We start from the raw sequence: 12,792 nt of genomic DNA, 5'->3' as shown, positions 1-12,792 counted from the left end.
ACAGCACGTCGAGCGAGGAGGACCGGGTGCCCGAACTGTGGGCAGGGACAGACGCTGGCAAGGCCGAGCACCACTGCACGGTGATCGACACGGACGGGAAGACGGTGCTCTCCCGCCGGGTGCCGAACAACGAGGCCGAGCTGCTGGAACTGCTCGGCGACGTCCTGGAGCTGGCCGCCGGCGGTCCGGTCACCTGGGCCGTTGATCTGAACGCGGGCGGGGCCGCGCTGTGGATCGCCGCTCTGGTCAGCCACGCGCAGAAGCTGCTGTACATCCCCGGCCGGACGGTGCACCACGCCTCGGCCGCCTACCGGGGCAGCGGGAAGACAGACGCGAAGGACGCGTTCGTCATCGCCGACACCGCCCGGATGCGCCGCGACCTGCAACCACTGGAGCAGACCGGCGAGATCGCGGTCGACCTGCGGATCCTGACCGCCCGCCGTATGGACCTGTCCGCCGACCGCACCCGCGCGATCAACCGGCTCCGTGCCCAGATACTGGACTACTTCCCCGCCCTGGAGCGGGCCTTCGACTACAGCGTCTCCAAGAGCGCCCTCGTGCTGCTGACGGGTTACCAGACCCCGGCCGCGCTGCGGCGCATCGGCCGGGCCCGGCTGGCGACCTGGCTGAAGAACCACGGCGTGCGCACCCTCACCACGGCGAAGAACACAGCGGACGCCGCGGTCACCGCCGCCGAGGCCCAGCACACCGTCATCCCCGGGGAGAAGACCTGCGCGAAGATGGTCCACACCCTGGCCAGGGAGGTGATGTCCCTCGACCAGGAGATCGCCGAGCTCGAAGCCCTGATCGAGGGTCGGTTTCGCGAGCATCCCCACGCCGAAGTGATCACCAGCATGCCCGGCATCGGCGACATCCTCGGCGCCGAATTCATCGCCGCCACCGGCGGCGACATGACCGCCTTCGGCAGCCCCGACCGCCTCGCCGGCGTCGCCGGCCTCGCACCCGTCCCGCGCGACTCCGGCAAGATCAGCGGCAACCTTCGCCGGCCCCGCCGCTACAGCCGAAGACTCCTGCGGATGTTCTACCTCTCCGCCCAGGTCGCCACAGTGCACTGCCCCGTCTCCAAGGCTTTCTACTGGTGCAAGCGCGATGAGGGGAAGGCTCACAAGCAGGCCGTCCTGGCGCTCGCCAGGCGGCGCCTGAACGTGCTCTGGGCACTCATACGCGATGGCCGGACCTTCGACGCCGTCGCGCCCGAGAACGCTGTCCCCGTGCAGTGAGCCAATCACAGGGCGTCACCGCCTCGGCTTGACAACATCATTGGGAATCTCCCTGGGCGCTTCTCAGACAGTGGAAGGGACTGGTCGAGTCGACGGCCGAGCCTGCTGCTACCAGGGTGGCGGTGGCATCGTCCAGATCACCTGTCCTCAACTATTCGCGGCGGCAAGTCGATCTTCAAACGCGCTTTGTCGATGCAGTGAAACGTCTGATTCGATGACCACTCCGGCCGTCACCTCCCGCCCGTTCCGGTTGGCGCTCCAGCAGGACTTCGACGTTTTGCCTGCTCAGCGGGTGGGTGGTGAGTGAAGTGGGCCGGTGCTCCGTCAAGGGCCCGGCGTGATCGTCAAGCGGTGGCCGACGTTCGCACACGTCAAGGGATCAGCCCAGGTCAGAGCACACCGATGCACCGTGGTGGTCCCATGGTGGTCCCGGAGCGCACGGCGGGGCGAGACTGGCGGGATCCAGGCCGTTCCTCCAGCTCGATGAAATGATCGCCATGCGTTCCTCAGCCAAGCGTGGCCGCGTCTACCGCCGCTGCGGCTGCCGCGACGACGGCCTCGCCCCCCGGCCGCGGCCTGGTCTACCACCGCCACGGCCGGCCACTGCGCCCCGGCGCGCCGACGAAATGGCGGGACCACACCGCGACCACCAGCCAGCGGAACATCAGAAAGGCCGGTTCCACCTTTCGGTGAAAACGGCCTACGACCTGCGAAAACGCTGGTCGGGACGACAGGATTTGAACCTGCGACCCCTTGACCCCCAAGTCAAGAGGTTCAACTATTGTCGGCAGCCGAGGCCTCATGGCCTCGGCTTCGTTGTCGCTCAACCAATCTGAGGTGCAAGTGAGTTGGGACTTCTCAACGGAATCACTGGCGCGGAGAGCTGACTGTTGCTCAGTGTTTACTTCGTTCAGAAGTGTCCGTTTCGGAACACCGGCGCCCATAGGTACTCATCAGGCGTGGTCCCAAAGTGGTCCCCAGGCCGACCGCCCCGCCACCGCTACTGCCCGTGACCGAGACCTGTCGGCCCTTCAGCAAGCAGCGTCGCACCTGCTCGACTGTGCCTGCGTCGATGCCGTCCGCCAACCCACGGAGCCGGCTCCTGCGAGCGGATCACGGTCGCCTACCCACCCGTTGCGGATAGTGATCTTCCGGGCGGTGTGTCGTCTTGAGCGTGTCTTCGCCGTGTGGTTCTGACGTTCGTCGCGCACCGCCCCTCACGCTCTGCCGCCACGCCCGATCCTCGCCCTGCACTGGTCCGACGTCCACCTCATGGACCGCAAGCTCTACGTCCGCTGGACACCGTCGACCTCGGCATCTGACCCGCGGGGGGTGCGGCGCCGCGCCTCCAGGTCAGCCTCGCTCACCCGTCCCGGATCAGCGCGATCGGCGAGGACGGTCACCGCCCAGGCCCCGGCCCGCTGGAGCGGATGGCCCGTCGCGGCGAGCGCGCTCACCTCACCCATCCGAACCCCTGGATCGTGTCCAGTCCCAGCCCCCACGCACGGACCGCGTTCGCGAACCGCCCGTCGGCCTCCATCGAAACCCGCACCCGCGCCCCGATCCGCGGCGCCCCACGCACCGTGAACCGCCGCCGCGGACCCGCCTCCAGCACCCGCACACCCCGCGGCGCCGGCAGGCCCAGCAGGTCCGCCTTATGCGCCAGGTTGTGCTGCAACCGGTCCAGGTAGTGCTCGTCGCCCGGCAGCAGGTTCCGGCTCTCGTGCTTCAGCACCACCGGCGTCACCGTCTCCAGCTCCACCAGCCGCTCCCCCGCCGGCAGCGCGGTGTCCATGTCCATCGCCAGCCCGCGCACCCTCAACCGCGTCGCACCCCATACCAGTTCCTCGCACGAGGCCAGAGCGCGCACCAGCACCGAGGCGATTTCTGGGACCGGCGACCCGAACCACACCGACCCCTCACCCGACGTGGTGTAGACGCCCTTGCGGTGCGGCGCTCCGACGAACAGCGGCCCCGCCACCCCCACCGGCTTCAACGACTTCCCCTGCCACCCACCGTCGTGCAACGCCTGTGCCAACGACTCGTCCTGACCGCTCAGCAGCCGATAGACCACTCCACGCGCCGCCCCGTGCAAGTCCTCCCATCGCATGGTCGGCGTATCCGGCGTCACATCCACCCTCACCCGCACCGCACCCTCCAGGAGCTCAAAATGATCACTGTGCCACCTCAACTCAGCACTTAGACAGCGTAGTTAGCTTCGGATGGAAGTTATTAGGTTATTCACTATTTGCACTGATACTTGTCTATATGTGCTAGAAGCTTGAGATTCGTCGCCGTCATTGCGGATCGGTCAGCATGGGCCACGGAGCTGCGCCAACGCTCCGCAACACCAGGCCGAGACCACGTACAGCCTGCTACCACAGACAAGGCCACCAGAAAACGTCCTGACCTGCGACGATGCACTACCGCCCGGTCGCTGCAGAACGGCCACCGCCCAGCCACTCACCACACCGGGCGACCTGGTGCTTTACTCTCGGGTCGTAATCAGCCCTGGAGGGCTCGCAACGCTGGTAGAGCAGGGGAAGCGGCAGGGGCCGGACGCGTCGTAATCAGCCCTGGAGGGCTCGCAACCCGAGAGCACCGTACGCGGCACCGTCCGCCGCGCGAGTCGTAATCAGCCCTGGAGGGCTCGCAACATGCTCCTCCACCCCGCCCGCCGGTTGGTGACGGCCGTCGTGATCAGCCCTGGAGGGCTCGCAACCCGTCGGGCCGACGTCGCCGGACTTCAGCGAGGCCGGTCGTAATCAGCTCTGGAGGGCTCGCAACGTGATGCCGGGGGCGACGGTGCGGTGCTTGATCTTGGGTCGTAATCAGCCCTGGAGGGCTCGCAACTGCATGGAGCGCTTGATGAGTTCCAGGTAGGCCATGTCGTAATCAGCCCTGGAGGGCTCGCAACACCACGTCCTCGCCACCGCCGGCGTCCGCCAGCGCCGTCGTAATCAGGCCTGGATGTCGGCAACGGCTGAAATCGGGCCGGTCTGATCGGTTCAATCGTGGGCCATTGTGCGGTCGTGTTCAGTCGTTGTTGGTGGTCGGGGTGCGGCCGCGCATGCGGTAGGACTCGCCTTTGAGGGAGTGGACCTCGGCGTGGTGGACGAGTCGGTCGATCATGGCGGCTGCGACGGTCTCGTCGCCGAAGGTCTCTCCCCAGCGGCCGAAGGGCTTGTTCGAGGTGACGATCACGCTGGCCCTCTCGTAGCGGTTCGAGATCAGCTGGAAGAACAGGTTCGCTGCCTCGGACTCGAAGGGGATGTAGCCCACCTCGTCGATCACGATCAGTGGGTAGCGGCCGAGCTTGACCAGTTCGTCTTGCAGCCGGCCGGCCTGGTGGGCGGCGGCGAGGCGGTCGACCCACTGGGCGGCGGTGGCGAAGGCGACGCGGTGGCCGGCCTGGCAGGCGCGGACCGCGAGGCCGGTGGCGAGGTGGGTCTTGCCGGTGCCCGGCGGCCCCAGGAAGACGGCGTTCTCCTTGGCCGCTATGAAGTCCAATGTTCCCAGGTGTCCGAGTTGTTGGCACGTCATGCCCCGCAGATGGGCGAGGTCGAGCTCTTCGATGGTCTTGACGGCGGGGAAGCGGGCGGCGCGGATGCGGCCCTCACCGCCGTGGCTGTCGCGGGCGGAGACCTCGCGTTGCAGGCAGGCGACCAGGTACTCGGTGTGGGTCCAGGACTCGGTGCGGGCGCGCTCCGCCAGGCGCTCGGCGGCGTCCAGCAGCGCGGGGGCCTTCATCGCGCGGGCGAGGAAGGCCAGGTCCGCGGCGGTCTGCCGGCCCGTTCGGGCTGCCTGGCCGTCCTGCTTGGCAGTGGTGGTCGTGGTGCGGGTCATTGGGTGTCCTCCTTGCCGGCTCCGCCTTCGATGAGGGTGAACATGCGGTCGTAGGAGCGGAGTTCGCGTTGTTCGACCTCGATGCCGAGGCTGTCCGGTGCCAGGAGTGCGGCCCGGGCGGCGTGCGCGCGGGCGGCCTGCTGGTGGATGACCTCGCCGCGCAGGACGTCGGCCGCGGCGGCGTGGTCGGGATCGGTGAGGGTCTGGTGCCTGGCCCAGCAGCGGGGGTGTCGGGCGACGATGTCGTTGCCGCGGGTGGCGGTGATCTCCTCGTTGTCGGCACGGACGAGGACGCGGTGGCCGATCGCGCGGGGGTGGACGGAGTAGTCGCAGGTGTCGACGCGGATGTAGTGGTCGCGGCCGATGCGGGTGGCGAAGCGCCACCAGGTGGGCGGGTCGACCGGCGGGACGGTGAGCATCGCGGCGCGGTCGGCCTCCCAGCGGTCCACCGGGCGGGCGTCGATGGAGCGGTGCTGCCTGCGGTTGGCGATCTGCAGCCAGGCGCCGAGCTGGTTGTTGAAGTCGTCCGGGCCGGTGAAGGTGCGACCGGGCAGGAAACTGGTCTCCAGGTAGCCGTTCGCGCGCTCGACCAGGCCCTTCGCCTCGGGATCGCGGGGCCGGCAGAGGTGGACCTTGACCGCGAGCAGTCCGGCGAACGCGGCGAACTCGCTGGTCAGCCTGCCTCTGCCGACGCCGGGTTCGTTGTCCCAGACCAGCGTTTTGGGGACCGCGTGCCAGCCGTCGGCGAGCAGGCGCCAGTGGCCGTCGATGAGGTCGCCGCTCTGCCGGGAGGGCAGCATCCGGGCGGTGATCACCCGCGAATACCCGGAGACGATGACCAGGACCGGTGGGCGCCCGCACTGCCCGTAGCCGAGCGGGATGTCCACGGGCGGGAACCACAGGTCGCACTGCGCGAGCTCACCGGGTTGGTAGACGGTCCTGGAGACCGGGTCGACCGGCAGGTAGGCCGGCCGCAGCTCGCGGACCCGTTCGCGCAGGATCGTCAGCCCGCGCTCCCAGCCGATCCGCTCCGCGATCACGGTGACCGGCATCGTCGGTGTCTGCTTCAGAAGCTCACGGATCGCCGGTTCCACCGCGTCGACCGCCGAGCCCTTCAACGGCCGCTGGTACTTCGGCGGCCGGTCCGAGGCCAGCGCCCGCGAGACCGTGCCACGAGAGATCCCCAGCTGCCGCGCAACGGCCCTTGCCGACAGTCCCTCCGCCCGGTGCAACCGGCGGATCTCGGCCCAGTCCTCCACACGGATCACCCTCTCTTCCTCCTGACCTCCAAGCATTGAAGCCAGGATGATCAAGAGATCGCAGAGCGGCCCGCTTTTGATCCGCCGTTCGTGGTCCTCGTTTCACCCGTTGCCGACACCTGGAGGGCTCGCAACCGCACCGCAGGCAGCCACTGCCGGCACGTCACCCGGGTCGTAATCAGCCCTGGAGGGCTCACAACGGGGTCCGTGGTGGCCTCGGCAGGTTTGCCCTCCCGTCGTAATCAGCCCTGGAGGGCTCGCAACAGTCTGCGGTGTCTCCTCCGGGCCCGCCCTGTGCGTGTCGTAATCAGCCCTGGAGGGCTCGCAACAAGAGGCCGTCCAGATTCGGCATGGCCTCCTTGGCCGTCGTAATCAGCCCTGGAGGGCTCGCGACGCCGTGCGGTGGATGATGGGGTGCCAAGAATCGGATCGTAATCAGTCCTCGAGGGCTTGCAACGTGACCCCTTGGGAGCCACGGGAAAGGTCCCTGATAGTCGTGATCAGCTCTGGAGGGCTTGCAACGAGACCTGGCCGACCTCCGGATGGATGCACGGTGGAGTCGCGATCAGCCCAGGACGGCTTGCAACGGCAGGCTCAGGAGGTAACCGTCGAGTAACCCGCGCGGTCGTGATCAGCGCTGGAGGGGTTCGCCACGACGCCGGGAGGGCGGTGGCCGCAGTCTGCTCGGCCGTCGGGATCAGGCCTGAAGGGCTTGCAACACCAGCCGGTACGGCCAGCCTCCGGCGGGTTCCTCCTGTCGTGGTCAGCCCTGGAGGCTTGCAACTCGTACCTCACCGGCACGGCCGCGGCCCCACGGGCCGTCGTGATCAGCCCTGGAGGGGGCGCCCCCCGCACCATACGCACCACCTACCACTGGTGCTCCGGGTCATGGTCAGCCCTGGAAGGCTTGCAACGGCACCCGCAGTTGGTCACCGGGCTGGGCTTCGAGGCGTAATCGGCCTTGGAGGGCTTGCAGCGCAGCGCCCTCACCACCATCGCCCTCTGCCACGGCGTCGCGATCAGCCCCAGAGGGCTCGCAAAGCCCAGCAGTCCGCCGGAAGGTCCAGCGCGGCGACGGTCGTGACTAGCCCTGGAGGGCTTGCAACATCGGCCCGCCGCCCTGCCCGGTGAGCTCTGTGCGGTCGTGATCGGCCCTGGAGAACTTGCAACACCAGCCAGCGGTGCACCCGGACTATTCGCCCAGTCGTCGTGATCAGCCTTGGTGGGCTCTCATTGCCGACTTCGGCTCGATGCACTCGCAGCCATCAGCGACTTCCGCGAACGACCCGTCCGAATTGTGAGGGGAGACGCGAGAGAACGACATCGCCGAACTCCACTGCTCAGTCATGCCCGGCACCGTACCGCCGTCTCACCGAAAACACCCTGCCCAAGCCCGCGGCGGGAGAGTCAACGCTCCTCGCAGGAATCTCCCGCCCTCCCGGGCGACGACTACGCGATACTGCCTTGTATGCGGTCGCCGAACACGCTTGGGCCCTCGCGCTGGCCGTGAACCGTCGGCTCACCCGGGCCACCAACCGCAGCCGGGAGTTCGACTTCCGCCTCGACGGCCTGCTGGGACGCGACATCCACGGGATGACGGTCGGGGTCCTCGGCACCGGCAAGATCGGCGAGTGCTTCGCCCGGATCGCCCACGGCTTCGGCACCGAACTCCTCGGCTGGGACATCGCCGAGAACCCGGCCTGCGTCGAGCTGGGCATGACCTACGTCGACCGCGCCGAACTACTCGCCCGCTCCGACCTGATCAGCCTGCACGTGCCCCTGCTCCCCAGCACCCACCACGTGATCGACCGCGCCGCACTGGCCCTGATGAAGGACGACGCGATCCTGATCAACTCCAGCCGCGGCGGCCTCGTCGACACCACCGCCCTGGTCGAGACCCTGCGCGCCGGCCGACTCTCCGGCGTCGGCCTGGACGTCTACGAGGAGGAGACCGGCGTCTTCTTCTACGACCGCTCGGTCGAGGGCATCAGCGACGACACCCTCGCCCGCCTCGTCACCTTCCCCCAGGTCCTGATCACCTCCCACCAGGCTTACTTCACCCGCACCGCCGTCGGCCAGATCATCGACGCCACCGTCCGCAACATCGACGACTTCGAAGCCGGCCGCCGCGGCGAGAACGTCCTCGTCCCGAAGCACTGACCCCTCAGAAGTCCGGCATTCTCCCGGCATTCAGGGCGACCCATCACGCACACCGCTCCGACAGCACCCTCCGGATCCGCACGACCATCTACGATTCCCGCACAAGGTCGGGCCGCACCCCCACCTGCGGCGAGCCGATCCCGACAACCTGCCGAATGCCGTTCACCGACCCCGGATGCCACGGAACCACCCAATCGCGGGACCGAGAAACCATGAACAGCCGGGCCGACCGGACACCAACCCCTCGCCGAAGACCCCTTGAACCCCAGTCAAGGGGTTCAACTATTGCCGGCAGTCGAGGCCTCGCGGCCTCGGCTTTTCCGTTGATCAAATATCCTGGGGTACAAGTGAGTTGGGACTTCTTGACGGAATCGCTGGCACAGAGAGCTGACGGTTGCTCAGCGTTTACTTCGTGCAGAAGTGTCCGTTTCGGAACACCGGCGCCCATGGGCGCTCATCAGGTGTGGTCCCAATGTGGTCCCCAGGCCGAGCGCCCCGCCACGGCTACTGCCGGTGACCGAGACCTGTCGGCCCTTCAGCGAACGGCGTCGCGCCTGCCCGACTACCCCTGCGTCGATACCGTCGGCCGGCCCACGGAGTCGGCTCCTGCGGGCGGATCATGGTCGCCTACCCACCGGTTGCGGGCAGTGATCTTCCGGGCGGTGTGTCGTCTTGAGCGTGTCGTCGCCATGTGGTTCTGACGTGCCTCGCGCACCGTCCCGCCCGCTCTGCCGCCACGCCCGGCCGAACGGCGAGCCGTGGACCAGGTCACCGCGTTCAAGAAGGAGAAGCACATGGGGCAGCGTGCGCAGCGGGGCAGGGTGTATCGGCGGTGTGGGTGCCGGGACGTGGGCGGGCGGCAGTTGGGTGTGTGGTGTGTGCGGTTGTTGGAGGAGGAGGGGCACGGGTCGTGGACGTACTGCGTCGATCTGGCGCCGGAGGGCGGTCGGCGTCGTACCCGGCGTCGGGGCGGTTTCGGGACCGAGGCGGAGGCCGTGCAGGAGTTGGCGGCGGTGCTGGAGGGTGAGCTGAGCGGGGCGTACGAGGAGCGTCGTGCCACCGTGGCGGACTATCTGCGGGAGTGGCTGGCGGCGCGGAAGGAGGAGCTCACGGTCAACGCCTTCGCCGGCTACAAGGCGTATGTGGAGAGGGATTTGGTCGGCACTTCCCAAGTCACACCCGACCCCGCTCGCCGATGCGGTCATCGACGCTCACCAGGCGCTGCAATGTCTCTCAGGGCTGGCGCACCTTGCGACCCTGCGGGACACCGACCCTCGGCATCAGAACGTCGCCGACCAAGCGATGGGGCAGTTCCAGCAGGCGCACCGCGCCATCATGGCGCCCTCAGCACGGCCAGGCGCACGACCGGGCCGGTGAGATCACGCAGCCGGGCGTGGTGAGGTGTCCGCGTGGCCCGGCCGCCGCTCTCGTCCCTCCGCGCCGTCCAAGTCGACTTCCCGGTCGTCGACGGGCTTCCTGCCGCCGGAGCCGTCCGAGTGTTCGGGCCAGTCAAGGAGCGATCCCACGGCGGCCGGCCAGGTTCCGGTGCGCGCGTGGGACACCGCCTGCCGCAGGGAGGCCGCCGGCGCATCGGGGAGCCGTCCGCACAGCTCCTCGACGTGTTCCTACGACGGGGCGTCGGAGCCCGAACGCAGAGCGCGGAGCAGTTCGGCGGCGTAGTGGGCGAGTTCGGGCTCGCGGCAGGTGAGGACGGCCTGGAGCGAGTCCGGTCCGTCCTGGTGGCCGACGAGGGCCAGGACGCGGCTCTTACTGGGGGTGTGCTCGCAGAAGAAGTCGCGGAGCACAGCGGTGGGACGGTGCTGGGACATGCGGAGGACTCCGGAGGACGGGGGTGGGCAGATGCTGCCGCACAGGCGTGGAGTTCCGCTGGTGAACGCGCTGCCGGCGCGTCCCCGGACGGCGGTGAAGACGATCGGCCGCGGCTGGTTCCGCCGATGCTGTGGGCGGCCCGGACCCGGCTGCGTCCGACACCGTACCCGAGGGGCCGAGGAGTTGTCCCCCACGGTGGCGCTGGCGGCCCGGACGGCCGCGGCCTCGGGATCCCTGGCACACGCGGCCGCGGGCGGGCGGTTCGTGATCGGCGAATGCCGAGCACCACTCGCCCCCAGCGGCGGCGAGGCCCTGCGCGGTCCGAGCGGGCACCGCGGCGCGATCCTCGGTGATCCGGGGCGCTTCAGTGGTTCGCCGGCCGAGCTCGTGCGGCACGTCGACCGCGACCGATCTCCGCGACTCGGCCCGCGGGCCTGCGGGCCGTCGCTCCGGCGGCCACGACCGACACCGGCGTCGCCGGTCTAGGATGCGGAGCATGAACGGGACCACGCCGGCACACGGGGACACCATACCGACGGCGACGCGGCGGACCCGCTGGCAGGAGGCGGGCAACAGCGAGAGCTTCGGCAAGCGGTTCGCCGATCTCGTCTGCGCCGGCGAGGACATCGACGGTGAAGCCCGACTCGCCGACACGCTCCTGCCGCGTGGCGCCCGGGTGCTCGACGCCGGCGCCGGCATGGGCCGGGTCACTGCGGCACTTCTGCGGCGCGGGCACGACGTCGTCGCGATCGAGCCCGACGGAGCACTGGTGCGACAGGCCCGGGAGACCTACCCCGGACTGCCGATCGAGGAACGCGACATCCTCGGTCTCGGCCCCGACGACGGCCCGTTCGACCTGGTCGTCTGCGTCGGCAACGTCATGATCTACCTGGCCGAGGGCACCGAACGCGAAGCCCTGCGCACGATGCGCGCCGTGCTCGGCGAGAACGGCCGGATCCTGGTCGGCTTCCACCTCCACGACCGGCCGCCCCACGCCCACGCCTACACCGCGGCCGAGTTCGAGGCGGATCTCGCGGCCGCCGGACTCCACGTCGACCTGCGGGCAGGCACCTACCAGCTGCACCCCGCGAACGAGGCCTACGGCGTCTGGGTCCTGAGCCGCGCCCAGAGCGCGTCCGACACGTAGATCCGCAGGTCGGGACCCGGGAGCGGAAGCTGCCCGGATCCGCGGCCGGCGGCGTGCCGACGCTCCTCGAAGACATGCAACTCCTGCGCGGTCGGGAAACCGGTCGGGGTGATCTTGCCGATCGCCCTGCCGGATTCCAGGACACGGTGGGCCTCGGGCAGGTTCCGCGCGTCGATCGTGCCGAGACCGGTCGTGGCCGCGGCCGTGAGAATGCCGGCGTCGACCGGCCGACCGACCTGGTTCAGGTTCCGCCGCCGAGCAGCCCGGTCCGGGCTCCGGTGCAGCGAGCGGGTGAACACGAACTCCCAACGGAAGGAGAAGCTCTTGGATCTCGGCAGTCCGATCTCCACAGGGTCGAAGTCGTCGATCGCAACGATCACGGCGTAGCACCGGACTGGCGCGCGGACTTCGCGGCCACCTGGAGGGCAATGCTGTAGAAGCGGTCCTCGTCGCCGGCGGCGTGGGCGTTGAGGAGTGCCTTGAGGTGGTCAGCCGTGGCAGCCACGCACCTCACACTCCTCTTCAGCAGACCGGCCCGTCACTCTAGCGAGCGCCTCGGACAATCGATACGCCTGGCGCGCGGTCCAGCGCCCTGTTCATCGTACGGCGGAAGGATTAGCCGCTCGACTGTGGGCTGGACGTGCCTGTGGTCACAGAGTCCCCTGCTGCGGGGGCTGGCCTGTGCGAAGGTCGCGGGGACGGCGGCGGGCTGCGTTGTACGGGCCTGTCGGTCACGTCGTCCGCGAGCCGGGCGCGATCGCGTCGTCGCGAACCCGGTGGCCATCGCGCCGACATCGCCGACATCGCCGCCAGTCGCTGTCGGATCGGCTTGGAGCAACCGGCCAAGGAATGGCAATCTCGCGGTCGAGTCACGGGCTCGCCGATCGGCGGGGGAGGACGCTGGCACAGCCTGCCACCCATACGATTTCGTGATCCCGCCTATCAGCATTTCAGGCCTTGCCTCGGCTGCCTCGCTCGCCGATCATCGGATTCCGCGCCCCGGGTCGGGCCGTCCGAGGTCCTGCCACCGCGCCGAGGATCCGGGGCGCTCCGCCGAGTCGCCCGGGCGGCGGCACCGCACACCACCACCCGGACCACTCGGAGGCAGGCCGCCATGACCCTCCACCGTTCACACGCCGAACACATCCGCCCCGCACCGGGCCGCGGCCGCACATGAGCACCACCCTGCGGGGCACACCCACCGAACAACACGGCACCGACGGCCGCGTCCGGGAGTCCGAGCGCTGGTACACCCGGCCGGAGCGGGGCCCGGACGCCGTGGTCGACACCGTGCTCGGCTGCGCGACCG

The 12,792-nt window shown here is 69.1% G+C and carries 9 protein-coding genes, 1 pseudogene and 2 CRISPR repeat arrays; of the genes and pseudogenes, 3 read left to right on the top strand and 7 right to left on the bottom strand.

From position 1 onward, the window contains the following. The first annotated feature begins 26 nt into the window (after positions 1 to 26). Entirely contained in the window at positions 27 to 1,241 is a 1,215-nt protein-coding gene (locus tag ACFXHB_RS16970) for an IS110 family transposase (RefSeq protein WP_380575140.1), read from the top strand. 1,286 nt (positions 1,242 to 2,527) lie between these two features. Here ACFXHB_RS16970 and ACFXHB_RS16965 read toward each other — a convergent pair. The 4 genes from ACFXHB_RS16965 to istA all read right to left on the bottom strand — a co-directional run bounded on the left by ACFXHB_RS16965 (position 2,528) and on the right by istA (position 6,355). Then, positions 2,528 to 2,707 carry a hypothetical protein gene (locus tag ACFXHB_RS16965; RefSeq protein ID WP_380575034.1) on the bottom strand — a complete coding sequence of 60 codons (180 nt, stop codon included), beginning with the start codon at positions 2,705 to 2,707 and terminating at the stop codon, positions 2,528 to 2,530. Further along, complete coding sequence (gene cas6, locus ACFXHB_RS16960) at positions 2,695 to 3,384, bottom strand: CRISPR-associated endoribonuclease Cas6 (protein ID WP_380575032.1); 690 nt, start codon at positions 3,382 to 3,384, stop codon at positions 2,695 to 2,697. The genes ACFXHB_RS16965 and cas6 overlap by 13 nt, the downstream gene beginning before the upstream one ends. 355 nt (positions 3,385 to 3,739) lie before the next feature. Then, positions 3,740 to 4,223: direct repeats of the CRISPR family, unit length 29 nt; unit sequence GTCGTAATCAGCCCTGGAGGGCTCGCAAC. 54 nt (positions 4,224 to 4,277) lie between these two features. Continuing rightward, positions 4,278 to 5,087: an IS21-like element helper ATPase IstB gene (istB, locus tag ACFXHB_RS16955; protein WP_380575030.1), complete on the bottom strand. Its 810-nt coding sequence runs from the start codon at positions 5,085 to 5,087 to the stop codon at positions 4,278 to 4,280. After that, positions 5,084 to 6,355, bottom strand: a complete 1,272-nt coding sequence (gene istA / locus ACFXHB_RS16950) for an IS21 family transposase (protein ID WP_380575029.1) — start codon at positions 6,353 to 6,355, stop codon at positions 5,084 to 5,086. Before istA ends, istB begins: the two co-directional genes overlap by 4 nt. Positions 6,356 to 6,517: 162 nt before the next feature. Further along, positions 6,518 to 7,323: direct repeats of the CRISPR family, unit length 29 nt; unit sequence GTCGTAATCAGCCCTGGAGGGCTCGCAAC. A gap of 490 nt (positions 7,324 to 7,813) precedes the next feature. On the opposite strand from istA, the pseudogene ACFXHB_RS16945 reads away from it, so the two are divergent. Beyond that, positions 7,814 to 8,506: pseudogene (locus ACFXHB_RS16945) on the top strand (NAD(P)-dependent oxidoreductase); the annotation flags it as partial. A gap of 1,625 nt (positions 8,507 to 10,131) precedes the next feature. Here ACFXHB_RS16945 and ACFXHB_RS16940 read toward each other — a convergent pair. Then, on the bottom strand, positions 10,132 to 10,335 hold the full coding sequence (locus ACFXHB_RS16940) for a hypothetical protein (protein ID WP_380575028.1): 204 nt from the start codon (positions 10,333 to 10,335) through the stop codon (positions 10,132 to 10,134). Positions 10,336 to 10,832: 497 nt separating this feature from the next. Here ACFXHB_RS16940 and ACFXHB_RS16935 point away from each other — a divergent pair, with 497 nt between their 5' ends. Then, on the top strand, positions 10,833 to 11,483 hold the full coding sequence (locus ACFXHB_RS16935) for a class I SAM-dependent methyltransferase (RefSeq protein ID WP_380575026.1): 651 nt from the start codon (positions 10,833 to 10,835) through the stop codon (positions 11,481 to 11,483). Here the strand turns inward: ACFXHB_RS16935 and ACFXHB_RS16930 are convergent. Both ACFXHB_RS16930 and ACFXHB_RS16925 read right to left on the bottom strand, forming a co-directional pair. Continuing rightward, positions 11,435 to 11,863: a hypothetical protein gene (locus tag ACFXHB_RS16930; RefSeq protein ID WP_380575025.1), complete on the bottom strand. Its 429-nt coding sequence runs from the start codon at positions 11,861 to 11,863 to the stop codon at positions 11,435 to 11,437. The two genes, ACFXHB_RS16935 and ACFXHB_RS16930, sit on opposite strands and share 49 nt — an antisense overlap. Then, a complete protein-coding gene (locus ACFXHB_RS16925; protein ID WP_380575024.1) occupies positions 11,860 to 11,988 on the bottom strand; it encodes a hypothetical protein in 129 nt (42 codons plus the stop codon). Before ACFXHB_RS16925 ends, ACFXHB_RS16930 begins: the two co-directional genes overlap by 4 nt. Positions 11,989 to 12,792 lie beyond the last annotated feature (804 nt).

Origin of the sequence: Kitasatospora sp. NPDC059327 (assembly GCF_042752535.1) — a bacterium.
In the GTDB taxonomy this organism is placed as follows: Bacteria; Actinomycetota; Actinomycetes; order Streptomycetales; family Streptomycetaceae; genus Kitasatospora.
The sequence above is the reverse complement of the archived record's forward strand: the minus strand, read 5'-3'. Positions and strand labels throughout refer to the sequence as shown.

Bases quoted from the DNA above. Each gene is read 5' to 3' on its own strand.
- istB (WP_380575030.1), bottom strand. From the start codon at position 5,087: ATGACCCGCACCACGACCACCACTGCCAAGCAGGACGGCCAGGCAGCC.
- ACFXHB_RS16965 (WP_380575034.1), bottom strand. From the start codon at position 2,707: ATGGGTGAGGTGAGCGCGCTCGCCGCGACGGGCCATCCGCTCCAGCGG.
- ACFXHB_RS16940 (WP_380575028.1), bottom strand. From the start codon at position 10,335: ATGTCCCAGCACCGTCCCACCGCTGTGCTCCGCGACTTCTTCTGCGAG.
- ACFXHB_RS16935 (WP_380575026.1), top strand. From the start codon at position 10,833: ATGAACGGGACCACGCCGGCACACGGGGACACCATACCGACGGCGACG.